The 23,619-nt window shown below is 42.8% G+C and carries 20 protein-coding genes; 16 read left to right on the top strand and 4 right to left on the bottom strand.

Annotated features, from left to right (window positions below):
• Positions 1 to 16 precede the first annotated feature (16 nt).
• The 4 genes from VK664_RS28280 to VK664_RS28295 all read left to right on the top strand — a co-directional run bounded on the left by VK664_RS28280 (position 17) and on the right by VK664_RS28295 (position 7,058).
• Positions 17 to 898, top strand: a complete 882-nt coding sequence (locus VK664_RS28280) for a sugar phosphate isomerase/epimerase family protein (RefSeq protein WP_461402093.1) — start codon at positions 17 to 19, stop codon at positions 896 to 898.
• A gap of 30 nt (positions 899 to 928) precedes the next feature.
• Positions 929 to 3,808, top strand: coding sequence for a PVC-type heme-binding CxxCH protein (locus VK664_RS28285; RefSeq protein WP_461402094.1), 2,880 nt, complete (start codon positions 929 to 931; stop codon positions 3,806 to 3,808).
• 125 nt (positions 3,809 to 3,933) lie between these two features.
• Complete coding sequence (locus tag VK664_RS28290) at positions 3,934 to 5,340, top strand: PQQ-dependent sugar dehydrogenase (protein WP_461402095.1); 1,407 nt, start codon at positions 3,934 to 3,936, stop codon at positions 5,338 to 5,340.
• Between the two features lie 116 nt (positions 5,341 to 5,456).
• Entirely contained in the window at positions 5,457 to 7,058 is a 1,602-nt protein-coding gene (locus VK664_RS28295; RefSeq protein ID WP_461402096.1) for a GMC family oxidoreductase, read from the top strand.
• A gap of 81 nt (positions 7,059 to 7,139) precedes the next feature.
• Here VK664_RS28295 and VK664_RS28300 read toward each other — a convergent pair whose 3' ends face one another.
• Both VK664_RS28300 and VK664_RS28305 read right to left on the bottom strand, forming a co-directional pair.
• A complete protein-coding gene (locus VK664_RS28300; RefSeq protein WP_461402097.1) occupies positions 7,140 to 8,786 on the bottom strand; it encodes an ABC transporter permease in 1,647 nt (548 codons plus the stop codon).
• 241 nt (positions 8,787 to 9,027) lie between these two features.
• On the bottom strand, positions 9,028 to 9,927 hold the full coding sequence (locus VK664_RS28305) for a PIG-L deacetylase family protein (RefSeq protein ID WP_461402098.1): 900 nt from the start codon (positions 9,925 to 9,927) through the stop codon (positions 9,028 to 9,030).
• Between the two features lie 31 nt (positions 9,928 to 9,958).
• On the opposite strand from VK664_RS28305, the gene VK664_RS28310 reads away from it, so the two are divergent.
• On the top strand, positions 9,959 to 10,363 hold the full coding sequence (locus VK664_RS28310) for a hypothetical protein (protein ID WP_461402099.1): 405 nt from the start codon (positions 9,959 to 9,961) through the stop codon (positions 10,361 to 10,363).
• Positions 10,364 to 10,484: 121 nt separating this feature from the next.
• Here VK664_RS28310 and VK664_RS28315 read toward each other — a convergent pair whose 3' ends face one another.
• Together VK664_RS28315 and VK664_RS28320 are read right to left on the bottom strand one after the other, a co-directional pair.
• Positions 10,485 to 11,111 (bottom strand): NAD(P)-dependent oxidoreductase, encoded by a 627-nt coding sequence (locus VK664_RS28315; protein ID WP_461402100.1) that lies wholly within the window; start codon positions 11,109 to 11,111, stop codon positions 10,485 to 10,487.
• 109 nt (positions 11,112 to 11,220) lie between these two features.
• Positions 11,221 to 12,009 carry a helix-turn-helix domain-containing protein gene (locus VK664_RS28320; protein WP_461402101.1) on the bottom strand — a complete coding sequence of 263 codons (789 nt, stop codon included), beginning with the start codon at positions 12,007 to 12,009 and terminating at the stop codon, positions 11,221 to 11,223.
• A 357-nt stretch (positions 12,010 to 12,366) separates the two neighbouring features.
• On the opposite strand from VK664_RS28320, the gene VK664_RS28325 reads away from it, so the two are divergent.
• The 11 genes from VK664_RS28325 (at position 12,367) to nuoK (ending at position 23,419) form a co-directional block, all read left to right on the top strand.
• The gene (locus VK664_RS28325; protein ID WP_461402102.1) at positions 12,367 to 12,798 is read left to right on the top strand and encodes a CBS domain-containing protein; all 432 of its coding nucleotides are present in this window, start codon (positions 12,367 to 12,369) and stop codon (positions 12,796 to 12,798) included.
• A 119-nt stretch (positions 12,799 to 12,917) separates the two neighbouring features.
• Complete coding sequence (locus VK664_RS28330) at positions 12,918 to 13,346, top strand: NADH-quinone oxidoreductase subunit A (RefSeq protein ID WP_461402103.1); 429 nt, start codon at positions 12,918 to 12,920, stop codon at positions 13,344 to 13,346.
• Positions 13,347 to 13,498: 152 nt separating this feature from the next.
• Positions 13,499 to 14,137: an NADH-quinone oxidoreductase subunit NuoB gene (nuoB, locus tag VK664_RS28335; RefSeq protein WP_461402104.1), complete on the top strand. Its 639-nt coding sequence runs from the start codon at positions 13,499 to 13,501 to the stop codon at positions 14,135 to 14,137.
• An 18-nt stretch (positions 14,138 to 14,155) separates the two neighbouring features.
• Positions 14,156 to 15,904 (top strand): NADH-quinone oxidoreductase subunit C/D, encoded by a 1,749-nt coding sequence (gene nuoC / locus VK664_RS28340; protein WP_461402105.1) that lies wholly within the window; start codon positions 14,156 to 14,158, stop codon positions 15,902 to 15,904.
• A 138-nt stretch (positions 15,905 to 16,042) separates the two neighbouring features.
• Positions 16,043 to 16,543: an NADH-quinone oxidoreductase subunit NuoE gene (nuoE, locus tag VK664_RS28345; RefSeq protein WP_461402106.1), complete on the top strand. Its 501-nt coding sequence runs from the start codon at positions 16,043 to 16,045 to the stop codon at positions 16,541 to 16,543.
• A 170-nt stretch (positions 16,544 to 16,713) separates the two neighbouring features.
• Complete coding sequence (nuoF, locus tag VK664_RS28350) at positions 16,714 to 17,991, top strand: NADH-quinone oxidoreductase subunit NuoF (RefSeq protein WP_461402107.1); 1,278 nt, start codon at positions 16,714 to 16,716, stop codon at positions 17,989 to 17,991.
• A 21-nt stretch (positions 17,992 to 18,012) separates the two neighbouring features.
• Positions 18,013 to 20,724 (top strand): NADH-quinone oxidoreductase subunit NuoG, encoded by a 2,712-nt coding sequence (gene nuoG, locus VK664_RS28355; RefSeq protein ID WP_461402108.1) that lies wholly within the window; start codon positions 18,013 to 18,015, stop codon positions 20,722 to 20,724.
• Positions 20,725 to 20,766: 42 nt separating this feature from the next.
• On the top strand, positions 20,767 to 21,726 hold the full coding sequence (nuoH, locus tag VK664_RS28360; RefSeq protein WP_461402109.1) for an NADH-quinone oxidoreductase subunit NuoH: 960 nt from the start codon (positions 20,767 to 20,769) through the stop codon (positions 21,724 to 21,726).
• A gap of 156 nt (positions 21,727 to 21,882) precedes the next feature.
• On the top strand, positions 21,883 to 22,398 hold the full coding sequence (gene nuoI / locus VK664_RS28365; RefSeq protein WP_461402110.1) for an NADH-quinone oxidoreductase subunit NuoI: 516 nt from the start codon (positions 21,883 to 21,885) through the stop codon (positions 22,396 to 22,398).
• Between the two features lie 131 nt (positions 22,399 to 22,529).
• Positions 22,530 to 23,108 carry an NADH-quinone oxidoreductase subunit J gene (gene nuoJ / locus VK664_RS28370; RefSeq protein ID WP_461402111.1) on the top strand — a complete coding sequence of 193 codons (579 nt, stop codon included), beginning with the start codon at positions 22,530 to 22,532 and terminating at the stop codon, positions 23,106 to 23,108.
• Positions 23,105 to 23,419, top strand: coding sequence for an NADH-quinone oxidoreductase subunit NuoK (gene nuoK, locus VK664_RS28375; protein WP_461402112.1), 315 nt, complete (start codon positions 23,105 to 23,107; stop codon positions 23,417 to 23,419). The genes nuoJ and nuoK overlap by 4 nt, the downstream gene beginning before the upstream one ends.
• The last annotated feature ends 200 nt before the right edge of the window (positions 23,420 to 23,619 follow it).

Below are 23,619 nucleotides of genomic sequence, written 5' to 3' on the forward strand. Positions count from 1 at the left end.
TAAATAGACGGTTACTATGCACTTTCTAAATCAAATCTCCCGGCGGGAAATGTTGTCCGATCTTGCCGGTATTTATTCACTTGTTTTAGCAGGCTCTGCGCTTGATGTTTTTAAATCCGGAGAATCTGGTCAATACAAAATCAGCGCATGTGACTGGTCGATAGGAAAAAGAAATGACCCTACCGCGATGGAATACGGCAAACTACTCGGACTGGATGGTGTTCAGATAAGCCTTGGAAGCGTTGCTAATAATATGCATCTCCGTCAAAAAAATATCCAGGAAATTTACAAACAATCAGCTTCAAAATCCGGGACCCGGATATCCGGCGTCGCAATAGGTGAACTCAACAAGATTCCATATAAATCCGCCCCGGAAACTGAACAATGGGTGAGCGATAGCATAGACGTTGCGAAAGCCATGGATTGCAAGGTAATTCTGCTTGCGTTTTTCGAGAATGGTGATCTGCTTGATGACAACGCCGGGCAGGAAGAAGTGATCCGAAGATTAACAAAAGTGGCTCATAAAGCGGAAGATCTCGGTATCATCCTTGGTATCGAATCGTGGTTAAATGCCCGGCAACATCTGGATATTATTCATGAAGTCGGTTCAAAAAATGTTCGTGTATATTATGATCTCGCAAATTCCCATCTCAAAGGTTATGACATTTATGACGAGTTGGAAAAATTGGGAAGCGAATATATCTGCGAAATTCATGCAAAAGAAAATGGATTTTTATTGGGCCAGGGCAAGATTGATTTTCCGAGAATAAAAAAGATTCTTGACTCGATAAATTACCAGGGCTGGGTGGTAATTGAAGGAGCCTTACCCCAAGATGCGGATCTGACTGAATCTTACCTGGCAAATGTAAAATTCCTTAGATCTACTTTAAATAAATAGAACTTTCACGAACTTTATTACCGTCGAATTATGAAATCTATATACAGATCTTTCCTGTCCCTGGTTATGATATTGAACATGATGTTAATGATGGCTTCATGTTCAAATGATGAAAAAGAAATCAAAACACATGCTGCTTTATTCGTGCCTGATGATCTTGAAGCAACTCTTTGGGCAGCGTCTCCCATGTTCTTCAATCCAACAAATATGGATGTGGACCTAAGGGGCCGGATCTGGATTACCGAAGCAGTGAATTACCGTGATTTCAGAAATGATTCTACCAAACATTTATATCATACGGATGGTGACCGCGTAATGATTCTTGAAGACACGAACCAGGATGGTGTGGCAGACAAATCAAAGGTTTTCGTTCAGGATATTGAATTGCGTTCGCCGCTGGGTATTGCAATAAGTGGTAATAAGGTTATTGTAAGCTGCTCCCCATCAATCATCATTTATACTGATACTAACGGTGATGATAAACCGGATCAAAAGCAGGTGTTACTAACAGGTTTTGGCGGACGTGACCATGACCATGGTTTACATGCTGGTATGTTGGGTGCGGATGGTAAATTATATTTTAACGCAGGCAATGCCGGGCCACATTTGGTTACTGATAAAACAGGTTGGAAATTAAATTCCGGCAGTGTTTATAACTATGGCTCACCTTATGCGAAACAGAATAAACCGGCAATGGAAAGTGATGATGGAAAGATCTGGACCGGGGGGCTGGTGTTCAGGATTAATCCGGATGGTACTGGTCTCGAAGTAGTGGCTCATAATTTCCGCAATTCTTATGAAGTAATGATGGATTCATTCGGTGATTTCTGGCAGAATGATAATGATGATGAAAAAGCTGCCTGTCGCACCAGTTTTATAGTGGAAGGAGGCAATGCTGGCTTTTTTGCAAAGACCGGCGAGCGTACCTGGCAGGCCGACAGGAGAGCCGGGCAATCTATAACACAGGCACACTGGCACCAGGAAGATCCGGGAGTTATGCCTGTAGGAGATATTTATGGTTCGGGTTCGCCAACTGGTATAACCATGATTGAAGGAGATGAACTGGGTTCTAAGTACCGCGGCACCTTGCTAAGTGCCGATGCCGGTCGGAACATCATATTCGGATATAAACCCAAAAGAGTTGGTGCAGGTTTTAACCTGGACGAAAGAATAAATTTTATTGCATCGGTTGATGCAGATAATAAAAACTATATCTGGCATAAGTTAGCAGAAGATACCACCAAATGGTTCAGGCCAAGTGATGTAACCATAGGAACAGATGGTGCCATTTATGTTGCTGACTGGTACGATCCGATAGTTGGCGGTCACCAGATGAATGATTTAAAAGGTTTCGGCCGTATATATCGTATTACACCAAAAAATAAAAAACTTGTTTCACCCGCTATAGATACAACCTCTGTTGAAGGTTTAATCAGGCTCTTATTCAACCCGGCAGTCAATGTTCGCAACCTGGCTTACGAACTTTTGAAATTGCAGGGCGAAAATGCATTGCCTCTGTTGAAAAAAAATCTGGCTGTAGCAAATCCCTATCATAAAGCCAGGTTAATCTGGCTGATCGCAACAATGGGCAAAGAAGGGCTCACAATTGCGGAAACCCTCTTAAAGGATAAAGATCCGCAAATCCGTATCTGCGCTTATCGAAGCATCAGCCAACATCAAAAATCCGTTGTTCCGGCTTATGCGTCGATGTTGGCTACTGATCCTGATCCGGGTGTAAGAAGGAGTGTAGCCATTTCCCTGCGCAACACGCCGGTCAAATCTTCGCAGGATATTATGTTAAACCTGGTTGATGGTTACGATGGAAAAGATCGTTGGTATCTTAACGCAATTGGCATCGCCATGGAAGGCAAGACCGATGCCTTTTACCCGGTATTAATGAAACATCTTGGTGATCCGGACCCTGTATCCTGGTCACCCGGGTTACTAAATCTCATCTGGGAATTTCATCCCTCAGCAGCAGCGAAGCCATTAGGCAAACTGATCAATGATCCGGCTGTAAATGCATCATTAAAGAGCCAGGCCATAACGGCTTTAGCTTTTATACCTACTGCTGAAGCCGCTGATATTATGAGACAGGTTGAACTCAGTGACAACAAAAGCCTGGTTGTTAAAGCAAAATACTGGCTGCAATTTCGTAAATCAAATGTCTGGCGTCCTTACCTTAAAGACTGGAAATCACCCCCTGAGGCAATGCCAGACCCTCAACCTGGATTGCTGGCGCTTCGGTTGAAAGCTGCAGATACGACGCTTAATTTGTCATCGCGAATAAAAGCCGCAACTGAACTTACAAAATCGAGGCCGGGCAAACTGCACCTCGTTCATTTGGCTGCAACAAAAAAAATACCTGACAGCATCATCAAATTATTATCAAGCCAGGTGATGAACGAAGAAGAAAAATATCTGAAATCGTTAGCCGCTCATTTTTTTCTGCCCCAGGATACTTCAGCCTATGATTTTAAGACCATAACCTCATTAAAAGCAGATGAAATAAAAGGTAAAAGTCTTGTTCTCAGTAATTGCCTGGTTTGTCACAAAGTAGGTTCAATGGGTGGCGAGACCGGCCCGGTATTAACCAGTATTCAAAATAAATTTGATCAGGCGGGTTTGCTTGAAGCCATTGTTGAACCTGATGAAGGAATTGCATTTGGGTCTGAAACTTACCTGGTCACTACAAAAAATGGTGGCATCGTTTATGGCATACTACTGTCAAACGGGGCCGTAATAACTGCTCTTGATGTATATGGCAGACAATTTATGATTGATGAGAAGGAAATCCTCACAAAACAATCGCTTAAAAATAGCCTGATGCCTTCACCTGAATATATGAAACTAAGTAAACAGGATCTTTCAGATATATCCGCTTTTTTGTTATCGCATAAAGGAGACTGATTGTAAAAAAAACACATTGTTACAATAAACAACCCTTTTGTATTTCTTACGTATCAACTTGTATACATCCGTAATCTTTGAGCAACGGCTAAAACTGCTTTCATTTTTACCTCAAAAATTATTGTATGCAAGTATTCAAAAAATCCAATTTGAACAGGGGCCTCCGTCCGCAGTTAATGTTATTTGTTTTGCTGCTCTTCTTATCTTTTTTGGGTTGTAAGAAAGATGATGATCCTCCAATGAAAGTAACACCAGACCTGGGAGTTGTAGTTTCAGACCTGGTTTCACCTATTACTCTTGCCCAGCCTTCAGATGACACTAAACGATTGTTTGTAGTAGACCAGGTTGGAAAGATCTGGATTATAGACGACAAGGGACAAAAATTAGCTCAGCCTTTTATTGATGTTGCAAGTAAAATGGTGACTCTCAACCCAAATTACGATGAAAGGGGACTTTTAGGACTTGCTTTTCATCCGAACTACAAAAGCAATGGAAAATTTTATTTGTGTTATACGGCTCCGCCTCCTGATGGAGGACCAACAACGGATGCAGGCAATACCGGTCTCCCGAAAAGGTGGAATAACACAACCGTTATATCTGAATTCAAAGTTTCGGCTGATCCAAACATAGCGGATCCCGCCAGTGAAAGGAAACTATTGCAGGAACCTCATCCACAGGGTAATCACAATGGTGGGACCATTGCGTTTGGCCCGGATGGATTTCTATATATCTCCATTGGTGATGGTGGCAATAAAAATGACCTGGGACCTGGTCATGTTGAAGACTGGTACGCTGCGAATGCAGGCGGGAACGCACAAGACAACGATCAAAACCTGATGGGCAATGTCTTAAGAATTGATGTAAACTCATCCGGGGCCGGAAAAAATTACGCTATCCCGGCTGACAATCCTTTTGTTGGCAAGGCCGGATTAGATGAAGTTTGGGCATATGGATTACGTAATCCTTATCGGTTCTCTTTTGATATGGGTGGTACGGGTAGCTTGCTGTTGGGCGACGCGGGTCAGAATCTATACGAAGAAATTGATCTGGTAACCAAGGGTGGCAATTATGGTTGGAATGTGAAAGAAGGCACTCATTGTTTTAACGCCGCCAACGAAAAAATAGAATTGACTACCTGCCCAGGTGTGGATGCGGCTGGTAATCCATTGATTGATCCCGTGATTGAAACAAAAAACTTTGCAAACCCGGGCGGAGGTAATTTTGTTGTGATAGTGGCCGGTTACGTTTATCGTGGCAATGTTCTTCCGGAGCTTAAAGGCAAGTATGTGTTTGGAAATTATTCATCTGCCGGCACTCAGCCCCAGGGCGAAGTTTATGTTAGCACACCTTCAACGGGCACTGGTCTCTGGACTTACGATAAGATCGCACTTAAAAGTTTCCCGGACAATCTCCAGCTGTATGTAAAAGGTTTTGGACAGGACTCTGGCGGAGAAATTTATGTGTTGGCGTCGAGCATCGCAGGTCCTTCAGGTACCACTGGCAAAGTTCTTAAACTGGTAGCAGCTCAATAAAGTCTTATAGGAAGTTTTTTTTCAAACCTGCTTCGTAAATAGCGGTGGGATAAAAAACATAAGCTGTAGCTTTATTAGTAATGCAGGTTTGATGAACAGATCAGCATATATCGCTTATGCTTTATGATTATATAATCGTAGGGGCAGGTTCTGCCGGTTGTGTGTTAGCTAACCGGTTATCTGAAGATCCCTCGTGTTCAGTATTATTGCTGGAGGCGGGCGGTAAGGGTAGTTTAAAAACGGAAATACCCGGAGCATATGGCACCTTGCACAATTCCTCAGTAGATTGGGCATTCTGGACGGAACCACAGCGTTATGTTGATGACCGCAGATTGTTTATTCCCCGCGGCAAAGTTTTAGGTGGTTGCAGCACTACCAATGCTATGGCTTATGTAAGGGGCAATCCCGAAGATTATAATCAGTGGGCGGAACTTGGCAACAAGGGCTGGAGTTACCCGGAGGTTTTGCCTTATTTCAAAAAATCAGAGAACAATGAATCATTTGATGAACCCTATCATAGCAAAAGTGGGTCACTTAGTATTGGCTTTGCAAAATATCCTTCTCCTTTAAGTAAGATATTTATCGAGGCCTGTGTTGAGAATGGAATTCCCATAACGGAAGATTACAATGGCACCACTCAACTGGGTACTAGCTTATTGCAATATACCATAAAAAATAACCGGCGACAAAGTACCAATACTGCTTTTTTAAAACCTGTAATGCATCGTAGCAATCTGACTGTACGTACAAATGTTTTGGTAAAGCGGATCATCATAAAGCAGGATAAAGCTTCGGGGGTAGAGTTGATAACCGGAAAGGCAACTACCGAAAATATGTACTGCAAAAAAGAGGTTATTGTTTCGGCCGGAGCTATAAAATCACCTCAACTGCTATTGTTTTCCGGTATTGGCGACTATTCCATCCTGAAACATGCAGGTATAGACATGAAACTATCTTTACCGGGCGTCGGTAAAAATTTACAGGATCATATATGGACGGGTGCAGGTAACCTTAGTGAAATTGCCACTTCTAACAATGAGTTGAAACCAATAAACAGAATCAAAGGACTGTTGAATTACCTTCTCTTAAACAAAGGTCCACTATGCAATTCGCCTGTTGAAACCACTACATTTATAAAGACAAACCCGGGTCTGAAAACGCCTGATATCCAGTTTCATTTTATCCCCTTTCATATAGGAGACAATTACCAGACTGACATTTACAGCATCAACACCTTTCCCACAACAAATGGCTTTGGAGTTATGGCTATTCTTCTTCATCCGCAAAGCAGGGGAGAGGTCACTATCCGATCCGGTGATCCTTTCGGACCTCCTGTGATAGAACCAAATTTTTTGCAGGAAGAAAAAGACAGGACAACATTATTGGCCGGCTTGAAAATAGCAATGAAATTAGTCGATGCAAAAGCATTCAGATCCATTTCTCCAGCGGGAATAAATCATCCCTCGCGTGATGCAACAGATGAAGCTTTAATGATTCACCTTCGGAAAAGCCTCGAAACTTTATATCACCCGGTTGGTACCTGTAAAATGGGTGCAGATCCGATGGCTGTGGTCAATGAAAGACTACAAGTGCATGGTGTTGATAGTTTGCGTGTGATTGATGCTTCCATTATGCCAACAATTATTTCCGGCAATACGAATGCGGCCTGTATAATGATTGGCGAAAAAGGAGCCGACCTGATCAAAGCTATTTTGTAAGTATTGATATAGCAACAGATTCTAACTAAAAAACAATTTCAAAAAGCTCCAGGAAAACACATTCAAAAGCTCCCTGGGTTCTTATTCAGATCTTAAACTTTTTATTGGGTTTGTAACAGCAGCTTTTAATGATTGGAAACCGATAGATAACATTGTGATAAGTATTGTTGAAATGGCTGCAATCACAAATATATCTATACCGAGGTCAACGCGGTAAGCAAATCCATGTAACCATTGATACATCGCCCACAAGGATATTGGAAATGCAATCAGAATACTTATCAATACCAGTTTCAGAAAGTCTTTTGATAGCAGTATCATAACATTATTCGTCGAAGCCCCAACCACTTTACGGATACCAATTTCTTTCTGTCTTTTTTGGGCAGTAAACGCAGCCAATCCAAAAAGTCCCAGGCAAGATATGATGATGGCTAACCCTGCAAAATATTTTGATAGGGTAGCTACCTTTTTTTCTGAAGCATAGAGTCCCTGGTAATCTTCATCAAGGAACCTGTATTCAAATGGTAGTCCATTATTATCTTTTTTATAAAGGGCATCCAGTCGGGCAATCACCGTGATACTCAGTATAGTCAGGATAAAGTTAAGATTGAATGGGATGCTCAGCTGTTTACCTGTAATGAGATTAAACTGCGGCAACAAAAGGAAAACGAATCCGATCGCAATTATGGTTGATAGAAAAGCCAGGAGCAGGGACTCACCAAGAGTTTGTGCAATAAGTGTCGAACGTTGAGCACCAAGTATTTTCTTTATGCCCGCTTCCCTGATCCTGCGTATTGCCTTTGCGGTAGACAGGTTCATAAAATTGATGCAGGCAATGAGCAGGATGAAAATGGCTGTAATTGAAAATAAGTTTACATAGTCAATTCTGCCACCATTTGGTAATCCATTTTCATAATGACTTTGCAGGTATCTGTCTGAAAACTTTTGTGCGAAAAGAGTTGCTTTCGATTTGTCGTGCCTGGTTTTAATGAAGCCGGCAATTTTATCATTGAACTGATTAATATCAGTACCTGGTTTTAGAATAACATAAGTGGCTGGTTGGTTGTTGCTCCATTTTTGAAGGTTTGGATTTTTATCGAGGAAGAGTTCATATTGGAAAGCAATATCAAATTGTATAGTAGCATTGACAGGTGGATTTTCAAAAATACCTGAAATGCGGTAAACCCCGCTATATTCTTTTTGGTTCCATTCAATACTTTTTCCTACAACATTTTGAGTTGTCTTGAATATTTTCATCGCCAGCTCCCGGGATATAACAATGGAAGATTTATCTGACAAAGGGGTGGTTTTATTACCATCTATAAAATGATACGAAAAGATGTTAAAATAATCTTTGCCAGCGAATTGATTGGTAGCTGTAATATGATTTCCCTGGTAAGTAAGGATACCTGTTTTATCAGCCCAGGAAACCGTGATAACAGAAGTGGCATATTCCACTTCAGGAAGCTCTTTGGTTAATGCCTGGGCCAGGAGGCCGGGCGATTGCTCGCCGGTTTCGATACCGTTGGGCGTTTCCATATTCATCATAATCTGAAAAAGCTGCTTATCCTTTTCATTAAACTTGTCAACCTGCAGTTCGTCGTTTACCCACAGGTAAATCAACATCGTGCAGGCAAGGCCCGTAGACAAACCAAATAAATTCAGCATTGTAAACTGGCGATCTTTCATGATGTTTCGCCATAATATCCTGAAGCTGGTTTTAAACATTGTTCTAAGGTTGACAGAAATAATTTGAGCCTTAGGTTCAGATCGATTGCCCGATCGTTCCACATTTACAAATAGACATGGCGAATATCAAATTGTTGCATGGCGGAACTGAAGCATCAGGGAATGATATAACATACTAAATGTATCGGTTCAAAGATTAGCAAAGCCTCCTTGGTTATCACCAGGACCTTCGGGTTGACGAATTGAAGTCTTTTGCAGGTAATCCACCGATATATACTTGTTAACGAGCTTCTCTAAGCATTGGGAACAACCGGCGAATTTCTTCAGTACCGGGATTTTTTCCATATTCGCAAATTTCAAAGGCTTCGGCAAACTGAACTTTTGCAGCCTGATCTTTGCCATACCATTTCTCCAATAACGTTAATACTGCGGGTGATACATTGTTTCTTGAACCTCGTTTTTCTGTAAGCCATTTTTTCCGGGCGGTCGAATCGCCGGGAACTGATTTGTCATGCTCTGTCCAGGGTAGCCACTCATAAAATTGGGACACATGAGCATCCAGTGCATCAATCTTTTTATCAATAACCGTTGATATGTCTACCGCAATATCCGGTCTGAAAGGATTGGGACGCTGGAACCTGTCACTGACATATAAAAACAGCGGGTTATTTTTTAAAGGTTGAACCCCCGGTAAAACATTTGGTACAATAACCAGGTAAGCTGCATCCTGTACAAGAACACCGGTATACCTATGGTCGGGATGATAATCATTTGGACGAGGAGCAATTACAATATCGGCCTGCCATTCCCTGATTTTTTTGATCACGGCAAGACGGTTTTCAAGGGTTGGCATTAGTTCCCCATCGTGATTATCCAATACATCATATTCAACACCAAGCCGCCTCGCGACCTCCTTTGTTTCTTTCAGCCTGCGGCTGGCCAGCGGCTTACCTCCCATTGTCTGATGGCCTTTATCACCATTGGTCAAAGAAACAAATTTCACCGCATGTCCCATTGAAACATATAGTGCAGCCAACCCTCCGGTTGTGATATCGCAGTCGTCGGGATGGGCGCCAAAAACTATTACACGGATTTTGTTTGTATCCGGGTTACCGAGGTTATTCTGAGCAATGGATTGATAGCCTGTAAAAAACAGTAGCAAGGCAAAAGTTATTCTCATTAGCAGTATTTTGCATTAATTTAAGCATTTTATGATGAGATTTTTTCTGTTGTTTATCCTTAGCTTTTTTATAGTCTTCGCACAGGGTCAGCAATCAGCGGATTCTGATTCCGGTCTTCAAAATTCTTCCCTGGCCAAAATGGGCTTTCCACAAAATTTTATCGGGGACTGGCAAGGCAAATTGCAATGGATGGTAGCCGGTAAACCGGTCCAGGAATTTCTCATGCGGTTAATTGCGCGGCCAGCTGATACATCCGGACAATACACCTGGCAAATTATCTATGGAGATCAGGGAAAAGACAATCGGCCCTATTTACTAAAGCCTGTCGATACAGCTAAAGGACACTGGACAGTTGATGAACGTGATGGGATAATCCTGGACAGCTATGTTCACGGTAACAGTTTGCATGGAGCTTTCACGAATATAAACCGATAGGTTTTGACGTTCTACCTGACTAGTAGAAATGTGTGCCGGGTCAGGTGTACAAAAGCTTTGCTTTATCGTCAAGCGTCCAGAAAAAAGAAATTTTAAAGCTGAGACACTACCAAAATTTCTCTCAATAGGAAAGTCCTGGTGTTTTTCGAACATAACGACTATCAGTAACCTGCATCAACATAAATAGCGCAACGTCCGCTCTTGAAATCTTCAGTTTTATTTTTTTATCTTCTGGTCCAAAGCCATGTTTGTATAGCCCGGTTATCTTGCCATCAGTAAATGCCGCAGGTCTCACTATTGTCCAGTCAAGCTTTGAATTGAGGATATGATTTTCCTGTTGCTCATGGTCCAGGTAGGCATCCTTAAGAAACCAGCCAAACATTATATACTTCCAGAAGAAATTAAGATTGCCCTTGCTGTCTCCATTGCCTAAAGTTGTCTGGCAAATTAAACGTTTCACATCGTTTTTTTCCATGCCTTCAATAATGTGTTTTGTCCCGGTTGACCTGACTGATCCTTTCCTCCCGGCTCCAAGTGCACACAATACCACATCCTGCCCTTCTATTGCCTTAGCTACCTTGCCTGCCTGCATTACGTCTCCTTCGCAAATCGTGAGTCGACTGTTTTTTATTTGCGCCAGTTTTTCGCTGTTTCTTGCAAAAGCAGTCACTTCATGATCCAATTCAAGTGCCTTTTGTACTAATAGTTGTCCGATGGTTCCTGTCGATCCGAAAATGATAAGTTTCATATGTTGTAAATTTTACAACAAAATTATTTCCCGGGGAAAAGTGGAAATAGAATGAAACCGACAATCTCAAAGTCACTTATCATTCATAACTCAACTCACCACTCACAACTCACCACTGTTTTCTTACGTATTGTAGGGGGCTCAGCCCGGAAAATTGCCTGAAACTCCTGATGAAATGAGATTGGTCGGCAAAACCGTTATGGTAGGCAACATCAGACAACTTATTAAAGTTTTGCTGATCGAGTTGATGCATCGTTGATTTAAACTGGCAAATCCGGGAAAACAGTCTCGGGCTCACACCGACATATTGCTCAAACTTTCTTTCAAATGTTCTCTCAGTGATGTGTAAACGCTTTCTCAGCTCCGGTAATGAAGTTAGTCCTTTTGAAGCGATGATGTGTTCCAGAGCGTAGTGAACAATATTATCTGCGCTTACCTGAATCGCATTAGAAATAGCTATCAGGTAACGACTGATTATATCTATCTGCATATGACTTTCCGTGGTTTCTGTCAATGCCTGGTAATCTGAAAGAAGATTTGCACTTGGCAGTAGTCGCAGATCAACACAATCATCGGTTACCTCATTTGATCTGATGCCGAAAAGGCGGCTGATAGCAGATGGATATAAGAGAAAAATGATCATGCGAAAACTTCCGTAAGGCAAAAGCGTGATTGGTCTGATAGTTTGACCATATAAAAACAGTGAAGACAATTTCCTGTTTTTATCGTTGAGATACATATTGCCGGAAGACTGTTGAAAAACGATACCTGGCACCCCATCTGCATAAAATGGGAGAGGGGTAACAACTCCATAAGTTGTTTGATGATCCATCACCAGTATGTGACTTACAAGGCTGCTTAAACCTGAATATGGTTGTATGGTGAATGACTGCATCATTTCAAGAAAGGTTGGCTGTTTCTGCGAACCCAAGATATATAAATTCTTTAATTGTCACAGGTGGGCCAGATATGAATTATTTACAGGGATTTTTATTTTATGATGATCAATATTATAAACCTTAAACGTCGATGCGTTCGCGATTATATATAACGGTTATCAACAACTTAGTGTTCTTTTTTCTGATGCTTTGAATAAGATTAACTGGTTTTTTTCGAAAATCCACAGAAAAAAATGAAAAAAGCTATCGTTTTAATCACTGAATGGCAGCGTTAGCCCCTGTTTGCATAATCTTTTTTTTTATTCAAAAATAGGTTAACTTAACATCACTATTTATTTTCTCAAACAGATTGCGCCATGGATACTGTTCGCGATATACTACAGATAAAAGGGAATTTGGTATATTCAATATGTCCGGAAAGCTCTGTATATGAAGCACTCGAAACTTTGGAAGACAACAACGTCGGCGCCCTTGTCGTGTTGGAAAAAGACGGAAAGCTGGATGGGATTTTTACCGAACGTGATTATGCGCGTAAAGTTATCTTAAAAGGCCGTTCTTCCAGAGAAACAATGGTGCAGGACATTATGACCGAAAGCCCCACATTCGTTACTCCCGACACAAAGATTGAAGAATGCATGCAGCTGATGTCGCGGAAATACATCCGCCATTTACCAGTTATGGACAACGGCCGTTTGGTCGGAGTCGTTTCTATTGGTGATATCGTCAACTATATCATCACTCAGAAGGATTTCATTATTGAATGCCTTCAGCGTTACATCGTCAGTTGAACATCGTTACATGTCAGTTTGAACATGCAGGTTCAAAGTTTATGTCAGGCCCTGAATTGTTAAGAAGTTGGTTTATTACTAATCGTTGATGTTTGAAGCATTAATGAAACCGCTTTTCTATGCCTGAAAATAACCTTGATAGTGTTCCATTATGGCCCATGCTTTTATATGCTGGTATTGTATGCATATTATTGGTGGCTATTCTCTCATTATCCTATATCCTCGGACAGCATCACAAAGACAGGGCCACCGGCCAACCATATGAAGGTGGAATTGAACAGAGCGGATCTGCACGGATACGGTTTTCAGCGCAATTTTATTTAGTCGCCATGTTATTCGTGGTCTTTGATGTAGAAGCCGTATTTATCATGTTATGGGCAATTGGCTTTTATGAACTTGGTTGGCCAGGGTATATCGGTATTCTCGTGTTCATTGGTCAGCTGGCCGTGGTGTTGGTTTATGAGTGGGGCATTGGCGCACTTAACATTGGAGCAGATGTCAAAAAGATAATGAAAGTTTATAAGATGAAGCAAATGCAAAAAAGCTGATTAACAAAAAAAAGTTGATAAACAAAAAATAGTAAACATAAGCTGATAAGTAAAAGCTGATAAGCAAAAACTGGTAAGCAAATAACAGCAAGCTGATAAGCAGGCAACAGTAAAAGCTCGTAAGCATAAGCAACAGTAAAAAGCTAAAACCTATGGATTGGTGGTTAAACAAAGCGGGTGATATATCGGGAAGAATATCCGGCACCGGCAGCATGGAACAGGCAGTCAGCAGGAGTATAATGCTTACCTCCGTACAAAGCCTCGTGGCCTGGGGCCGAAAGAATTCCATGTGGCCCTTCCATTTCGGTTTAAGCTGTTGTTTTGTTGAAATGGCTACAAGTATAACAAGCAAGTATGATGTAGCCCGGTTTGGAGCAGAAGTGATCAGGGGCACACCGCGCGAAGCAGATGTAATGGTAATAGCAGGAACTGTTTTCATAAAAATGGTACCTATTATCAAAAGACTACATGAACAAATGATGGAACCAAGATGGGTAATCTCCATGGGCAGCTGTGCAAACAGCGGCGGCATGTATGATATCTACAGTGTAGTACAGGGGGTGGATAAATTCCTCCCTGTCGATGTTTATGTGCCAGGGTGTCCGCCAAGACCTGACGCATTCATGCAGGGACTGATGTTATTGGCTGATGCAGTAGGTAAAGAGGCACGTCCACTAAGCTGGACGATTGGCGAACAGGGAGTCATTAAACCAAAAATGATTTCCATGAAGGAGGCTAAACGGGAGGAGAGAATGAACAATCTTACCTTTCGCGGAGTGGATGAAGTTTAATAAAGTGGATCTAACGATATGCATGAAGCCACTAACATACTTGAGCATCTGCAACTCAACTTCGGTGCAACAGCCTTCAGGCAGCAAAACACCGTTGATGAATTGCTCACATTATGGATATCTGGTAATGACTGCCTGCCTATAATCCGGCACCTGAAAACAGAAATCCGTAAACCTTATTCCCTCCTTTATGATCTGTGTGCTATCGACGAACGCGACAGAACTCACAAAAAAGATTTCCCCACCGTTGATTTTTCCGTAGTATATCATCTTTTTTCTTTTGACAGGAATCATTTCATTCGCCTGAAAGTCCCACTGCTTGGAGAGTTCCCCACGCTTCCCTCTATTACATCTGTATATAAAAATGCCAACTGGTACGAACGTGAAGTATACGATATGTTTGGCATCCGTTTCGAAGGACACCCACATCTCACGCGTTTATTGATGCCCCTCACCTGGCAAGGCCATCCACTACGTAAGGAACACCCCGCAAGAGCAACTGAAATGGGCCCCTTTGAACTATGGGATGAAAAGCAGGATCGCGAGCAGGAAGCATTAAGATTTAAACCGGAGGAATGGGGCATGGAAAGAGAAGGAGAGGATTCAGACTTCATGTTCCTGAATATCGGCCCTCAACATCCGGGTACACACGGAGTGTTAAGAATCGTATTACAACTGGACGGTGAGGATATCATCGATGCAGTGCCTGAGATCGGATTCCATCATCGGGGTGCTGAAAAAATGGGTGAGCGCCAAAGCTGGCACACATATATTCCCTATACGGACCGCGTGGATTATTTAGGTGGGGTCATGAATAATCTTGCTTACTTGCTGGCAGTAGAAAAGCTGGCAGGCATAGAAGTGCCGGAACGTGCAACAGTGATCAGGGTGATGTTGTGCGAATTATTCCGGATAGCCAGCCACCTTGTTTGGTTTGGAACCTTTGCGCAGGATCTCGGCCAATTATCACCCGTATTTTACATGTTTACTGATCGCGAAAAAATATTCGATATAATCGAAGCTATCTGCGGTGGCAGGATGCATCCCAACTGGTTTCGCATCGGTGGCGTCGCGCAGGATCTTCCCCGCGGCTGGGATGGATTGGTAAAAAGTTTTGTCGACTACTTTCCAAAAAAATTAAGGGAATACAAGAAGATGGTTTTGCTGAACAGCCTGTTCAAAGCGCGTACAAAGGGCATTGGCGTTTATACACTTGAAGAGGCCATTGAATGGGGTGTTACCGGTTCGGGTCTCAGGGCCTGCGGAATGGAATGGGATTTCCGTAAGAAACGTCCTTATTCCGGTTATGAAAAATTTGATTTTGATATCCCGATCGCACAGAACGGCGATTGTTTCGATCGTTCTGTTGTGAGGGTAGAGGAAATGTGGCAAAGCCTGCGCATAGTAGAACAATGCCTGAACAATATGCCTGCAGGAAATTACAAGGCAGATCATCCGCTTACTACTCCGCCGATCAAGAAACATACGATGCAGGATATAGAAACACTGATCACACATTTTTTAAACGTGAGCTGGGGACCGGTAATCCCTGCCGGTGAAGCAATGAGTTGTATAGAAGCAACAAAGGGAGCCAATAGTTATTACCTGGTGAGCGATGGCAGTACATCTGCATACCGCGTAAGAATAAGAACACCGTCGTTTCCGCATATGCAGATGGTTCCTTATATCAGTAAGGGATACACGGTAGCAGATCTGTTATCGATCCTGGGAAGTGTGGATTTTGTACTTGCGGATATAGACAGGTGAAGAGAATTATGAATTATGAATTATGAGTTATGAAAGAGTTGTAAGGCCGGGGATTTTATAACTGGTATTCTTTCATAACTGATATTTCTTTCATAACGGGTATTTGTTTACAAACATTTAGGAAACTGTTTAATTGATATGATGACGGAAACCGAAATAAAAGCAAAGGTAAGCAGGTTGGCTGAAGAAGAAATAAAGGCGATAGATCATGAGATAAGCTTGTTGCCTTATAAGAAGGCCGGGGTTATTGAAGCCCTCAAAATTATTCAGCAGCATAGAGGTTGGGTCAGTGACGAGAGTGTGGAGGCTGTTGCTGCCTACCTGGAAATGAGCCCTGCCGAAGTGGATAGTGTTGCTACTTTTTATAATCTCATTTTTAGGAAACCGGTTGGCAGACATGTGATCCTATTGTGCGACAGCATTTCGTGTTATGTAATGGGCTATGATAAATTGTATGCAGCACTTAAAGAACAACTCAGCATAAAGTTCGGTGAAACCAGTTCCGATGGTCGGTTTACATTGTTACCCAATGCATGTCTTGGATGCTGCGATCATGCACCGGCCTTAATGGTTGATGAGGACTTGTTCAGGGATGTGAAAGTTGAAATGCTGGATCAGCTGTTGTCGGCATATAAATGAAAAATGTTAAGGACCACATATTTAAGGATCACAATTAAATGAAAATGTTAAGGACCACATATTTAAGGATCACATATAATGAATAATGATAAGGGTTTTTAAAAGCGGCTATTTGTTACCGCCAAGACTTCAATGATTAAAGACTTCAGTAATTAAAGACTTCAGTAATTATGGAACGTCCACTGACAGAAAATATCAAAACCGGCCATCCGCCACTGGACCTAAAAGGTTACGAAAAGACGGGAGGTTATGCTGCAGTTCGCAAAGTGCTGCAGGGGATGTCTCCTGCCGATTTACAACAACTGGTAAAGGACAGTAATCTAAAAGGACGCGGAGGTGCTGGTTTTAATACGGGTATGAAATGGAGCTTTGTCCCGATGGGCAACGAAACACGTGGACCCAAATATCTCATTTGCAACGCGGATGAAATGGAGCCAGGTACTTTTAAAGACAGGTTATTGATTGAAGGCAATCCACATCAGCTGATAGAAGGCATGATCCTTGCGGCTTATGCCATCCAGGCTACTGTGTCATATATATTCCTTCGCTGGGCTTATCGGGAGGCTGCCCATATACTCAGAAAATGTATAGACGAAGCCTATGCTGCCGGCTACCTGGGTCAGCATATACATGGCAGCAGTTATCAACTTGACATGTATCTCCACACTGGTGTCGGTAGGTATATGTGCGGCGAAGAGACGGCCCTGCTGAATGCCCTGGAAGGTAAAAGAGCTACACCCCGCGCGAAACCTCCGTTTCCACAAGTGAGCGGTTTATTTGGAAAACCAACTATAGTAAACAATGTGGAAACCTTATGTTGTATTCCACATATCGTGAATAAAGGTGCAGCCTGGTTTAAGAGTTTAAGTCTTAGTGAAGACAGTGGTGGCACTAAGATCTACGGGGTAAGTGGTAAAGTGAAAAAACCCGGTGCCTGGGAACTGCCAATGGGAGTTACCATGCGGGAGCTTATTGAAGATCATGCAGGTGGCATGTGGAATGGGCTCCATCTCAAAGGCGTTTTGCCAGGTGGTGCATCAACCGATTTTTTAACTCCCGAACATCTTGATATCAAAATGGATTTTACTTCGGTAGCATCTGCAGGCAGCCGTTTGGGAACAGGCACCCTGGTGGTACTCGATGATGCCACCTGCCCGGTAGGATTTGTCCATAACCTACAGCGTTTTTTTGCTCAGGAAAGTTGCGGCTTTTGTACTCCATGCCGGGAAGGTTTGCCATGGGTTGAAAAGGTACTGATGAGCATAGAACGCGGTGAGGGAAGTGAAGAAGATATGGAACTGTTGCATATGCATACAAGACTTCTTGGACCCGGCAACACTTTTTGTGCTTTGGCCCCCGGAGCAATGGAACCATTGCAGAGCGCATTAAAATATTTCAGGGATGATTTTGAGAATCATATAAAAAATAAAAAATGCCCATATAACTAACGTACAATTAACGTACAATGTATGCCAACCATCAACATCGATAAGATTCCTTATGTAGTTAAAGCCGGCAAAAATCTGCTGGAGGCTTGTCTCAGTCTCGGACTTGATCTGCCCTATTTCTGCTGGCATCCCGCTATGGGTAGTGTTGGAGCCTGCCGGCAATGCGCAGTCAAAGTATATAAGGATGAACAGGATACCAAAGGCAAGCTGGTGATGAGTTGTATGGAAAATGCAAAAGACGGGATGTTCCTGTCTGTCACGGATATGGATGCTGTTGCTTTCCGGTCGCAGATTATAGAATGGCTCATGACGAATCATCCTCATGATTGCCCTGTATGTGATGAAGGCGGTAGCTGCCATCTCCAGGACATGACCGTAATGACCGGTCATAGTTACCGGCGTTTCCAATATAAAAAACGCACATTCCAAAATCAATATCTCGGGCCATTGATCAATCATGAAATGAACCGTTGTATTCAATGTTACCGTTGTGTAAGGTTCTATCGTGATTATGCCGGTGGCACCGACCTCAATGTATTTTCAGCGCATCATCATGTTTATTTCGGAAGGGAGAAAGATGGCATATTGGAAAGTCCTTTCAGCGGCAATCTTGCCGAGGTTTGCCCAACGGGAGTGTTCACGGATAAATTGCTCAAGGACCATTATACACGTAAATGGGATCTTACAACAGCGCCTTCAGTTTGTCATCATTGCAGCCTCGGTTGTAATACAATTGCAGGTGAACGTTACGGAACCATCAGGAGTATTGTCAACCGTTTTAATGGAGCGGTCAACGGTTATTTTTTATGCGATCGTGGAAGGTTTGGTTATGAGTTCGTCAATAGTTTAAACAGGATTGTTCGTCCGTTGGTGCGCACCCGTGCAGTGGAATCAGTTGATGATGCAACCTTGATGGAAGAACTAAGGAAACTTATCGTTTCACAAAAATTAATAGGAATTGGTTCTCCAAGAGCCTCTGTTGAAAGCAATTTTGCACTGATGCAACTGGTAGGAAAAGAAAACTTTTACCAAGGTGTTACAGAAGAACTCGCTTACCTGGAAAGAAAGATTATTGATGTGTTGCAATCAGGCAGTCTTCATTCTGCTTCCCTTAAAGAAATAGAGTTGGCTGACGCAGTCCTGGTTTTGGGAGAGGATGTTTGGAACACGGCCCCGGTAATGGCGCTTGCAATCCGACAGTCGGTAATGAAAACCGCCGCCGGTGAAGCTTCGCAACAACTAGGCTTGCCTGTTTGGCAGGATTCCGCAATCAGGGAATTTATACAGGATGATAAGGGCTTCCTGGCCAACATAACGGTGGCCCCTTCACCCTTAGATGAAATCAGCAGCACCCACCAACACGCTGCGCCTGATGATATAGCAAGGCTTGGTTTTGCAATTGCACACCTGCTGGACCCTTCTGTGCCTGAGGTAACTAAACTGAGCGAAAAAACGGAACAAACCGCAGCCGTGATTGCCGAAGCTTTAAAAGCCGCCAGGCATCCCGTCATCATCAGCGGCGCTTCCTGTTACAACGAAGCATTGATCAGGTCAGCTTATGCTGTTGCCACTGCATTGAATAAGGACGGAAGAGAAGTAGGAATATCTTATGTGATGCCTGAATGCAACAGTATGGGCCTGGCTATGATGCGTGCACCTTCCATTGACGGTGCTGTAAAAAGGTCATCATTTGAACACGATCTTACGCTTGTTGTAATGGAAAATGATCTCTACCGTTTCATGCCGGCAAAAAAAGCAGATCAGTTTTTCAGAAGTTTCAAAAATATCATCGTGCTGGACTCCCTGAATAACCAGACAACAGAAAGAGCAACTTTGCTTTTGCCGGCCGCTACTTTCGCCGACGGAGACGGAACCCTGGTTAACAATGAAGGACGTGCCCAACGTTTTTACCAGGTTTACAGCCCGGCAAACCCAAATATCAAAGAGAGCTGGAAGTGGCTATGGAATTTAAACGTGCTGATTACCACCAACAGCAACGGACTTGAATACCATCCGGACGGGTTGCTGGCTAATCTTGAAATGACAATGCCCCAGTTTGCAGGCATTTCCAGTGCTGCTCCCTCCCGTGATTTTAGAATACATGGAGAGATGATTCCGCGTGAGCCACATCGCTATAGCGGTCGTACTGCTATGCTGGCTAATCTTACCGTTAGCGAACCCAAGCCCCGCAATGATGCAGATTCACCAATGACTTTCACCATGGAAGGATACCAGGGAATTCCACCTTCTCCCTTGATTCCCTTTTTCTGGTCACCGGGCTGGAATTCAGTACAGTCCGTCAACCGGTATCAAAACGAACCGGGAGGCAGTTTGAAAGGAGGAGATCCTGGTAAACGTTTGTTTGAGCAAAGGGAAAATGCCGAAACCATACATTTTATAGATTCACCTGAAGCGTATGCAGCGAGGGAGCAAAAGTGGCTATTGCTGCCCCGGTATCATGTGTTTGGATCGGAAGAATTAAGTGCTACTGCCAGGGCTATCAATGAACTCGCTCCTATACCAGCTATAGGTCTGTCTTTCCGTGATGCAGCACAGCTAGGGGTTGTCGAAGGTTCTATAATCAGGCTGCAAACAGACCAGGAGGAAGTTTTGCTTCCGGTGAAAATACAGGAAGGATTGAGTGATGGTATTGTGCTGGCACCGGCGGGTAGATCGGAAACAATGGCTTTGAAATGGGGGAGTTGGGTCAGTTTGAAAAAGCATTTAACATAAGAGTATGGATTTAATAATAGAGTACAGATATAATATGAAAGTATGACCGTAATGCAACACATATGGATCGTATTGGGCGTTTTGTTCGTCATGCTCAATGTTGCTGCCGGCCTCATCTGGGTGGAGCGCCGGCTTCTCGCTTTATGGCAGGACAGGCTGGGACCTAACCGGGCCGGACCTCTGGGTATTTTGATTGTATTGGCTGATACGCTCAAACTTTTTTTTAAGGAAGACTGGATCCCGCCTTTCGCGGATAAATGGATTTTCATATTCGCACCCGCCATAGTAGTTGGCAGTGTGCTGATGAGTGTTGTGATTATTCCTTTTGCACCAGGAATTGTGATTGCCGATCTTAATATAGGCCTGTTATTTTTCCTCGCCATGTCATCATTAAGTGTTTACAGCATCGTTCTTGGCGGCTGGGCATCGAACAATAAATATGCATTGCTGGGCGCATTGCGTGGTGCCTCGCAAATGATCGCCTACGAAGTTTTTATGGGATTGTCATTGATGGGAGTTGTGATGCTTACCGGCTCATTCAATATGGGTAAGATAGTAGAAGCTCAAAAGGATGTGTGGTTCATTGTTACCCAGCCCGTGGGTTTTGTTGTTTTTTTTATCGCCGGGATTGCAGAAACACACAGGCTTCCTTTTGACATACCTGAAGCGGAGAGTGAACTGATAGCTGGGTATCATGCAGAATATTCCGGGATGAAATTCGGAATGTTTTTTATTGGCGAATATCTCGGTATCACGTTGATTTCTGCCATGACTGTAACACTGTTTTTTGGTGGATGGCTGGGCCCGGCATTCCTGCCTCCGTTGGTTTGGTTTATTTTAAAAACGGTCCTGTTCATTGGTTTGTTCATTTTACTTCGTGCTTCTCTTCCAAGACCACGCTATGATCAGCTTATGGAATATGGGTGGAAGGTATTGCTGCCACTCGTACTTGCTAACATCCTGATCACCGGGGCAATCGCATTGTGGCTGAAGGACCAATGAGGTGAAGAACGAATAAGGTTGAAAAACCAATAAGGTTGAAGGACAAATAAGATTGAAGAACGAATAAGGTTGAAGGACGATTAAAATTGAACAACGAATAAAATTGAAGTACCAATAAGGTTGAAGCACTATTAAATAAAAAGAAAAAATTAAGATATGCTGACTAATCTGAGAACTATGTGGTTGGTTTTTTTACACTTGTTTCACAAAACAGAAACTATTCAATACCCGGAAGAAAAAATCCGGCTCGCTCCACGCTGGCGCGGCCGCATCGTGCTGACGAAAGATCCTGATGGAGGTGAACGATGTGTGGGCTGCTACCTTTGCGCTGCTGCATGCCCGGTAGACTGTATAGCTCTCCAGGCAACTGAAGATGAGAACGGCCGGAGATATCCCGAATTTTTCAGGATCAATTTTTCAAGATGCATTTTTTGTGGGTATTGTGAAGAAGCTTGTCCTACCTATGCCATCCAACTGATCCCGGATTTTGAGATGGGTGAATACCTCCGCCAAAACCTGGTATTTGAGAAGGAGGATTTACTGATCAACAGCGAGGGCAAATATCCGGGTTATAACTATTATAAAGTAGCAGGTATGGATGCAGGTGTTAAAACCAAAGGCGAAGGTGACAGTGAAGATCCACCGGTGGATATTCATAGTCTGTTACCGTAGTCGATTAGCTACAGCAGTCATTTTATTATCATAATCATTTTGTTGTCATAATCATATCACAATAATTATATCACATATTCAAATTATCGTAATCATTATCAAATTATCATAATCATTCCGTTGCAATAAAAATGTCTCAACTATTTTATATAGCATCTTTTGTGGCCATACTGGCAACTATACTGGCACTAACGCGCTACCAGCCAATCCATGCCCTGCTGTACCTCGTGGTTTCATTCCTGGCAGTGGCTATGATCTTTTTATCACTGGGCTCACCATTCGTAGCCGTATTGGAAATTATTATTTATGCCGGAGCCATTATAGTGCTGTTCATTTTCGTGGTGATGATGTTGAACCTTGGCAAGGACACTGCAATCCAGGAAAAAATCTGGCTAAAGCCTAAAGTCTGGTTATTACCTTCTTTACTAGTTGGGTTGTTACTGGTAGAAATGGTTATACTCTTATTAAGCAGGGGTGAAATTGCAATGGATGTAAGAGTAGTTGCCCCCAGGGATGTATCTCTTTCTTTATACGGGGAATATATCATTGCGGTTGAGCTTGCGGGTTTCCTGCTTATGGCAGGCGTAGTGGGTGCGGCTCATATCGGTAAACACACGAAAAAGAACCTTCACCGTTTTTTAGAGGAAGAGAAAGAAGTAAAGATGGGAAGTCTGAATGAAAATAAAGACGAAATAAAACTCAAACTATGAACTCCTTCAATGCCAATACTGTCCTGATGGTAGCTGCCTTGCTTTTTGTGCTGGGACTGATTGGTGTGTTGATAAGGAAAAACATCGTTTTTATGCTTATTTCGGTTGAAGTGATGTTGAATGCTGCAGGGTTGGCATTTGTAGCGGCCGGAGCGCAATGGCATCAGCCTGACGGTCAGATTATGTTTCTCTTTATCCTCGCGATGGCTGCTGCAGAAATTTCAGTAGGCCTTGCGCTTGTGCTGCAGATCAATCATCAGCATAAAACACTCGACGTGGAGGATATCAGGGAACTAAGGGATAAGGATTAGAGTGATGAGTTATGAGTTATGAATGATGAGTTGAGTGATTCAGTAATTGAGTCATTGTAATTGAGATTAGGGTTATATAAATAAGGAGCAATAAACTTTCTTCATATATCTATACTATGCTTGCAATCATCGCCGCCCTGCCATTTTTTGGTTTCCTGCTTTTATCGCTGGCGGGGCATCGATTGCCTAAAAACGTAATT

Origin of the sequence: Flavitalea sp., assembly GCF_035489435.1 — a bacterium.
Taxonomy (GTDB): Bacteria; Bacteroidota; Bacteroidia; order Chitinophagales; family Chitinophagaceae; genus DATHKG01.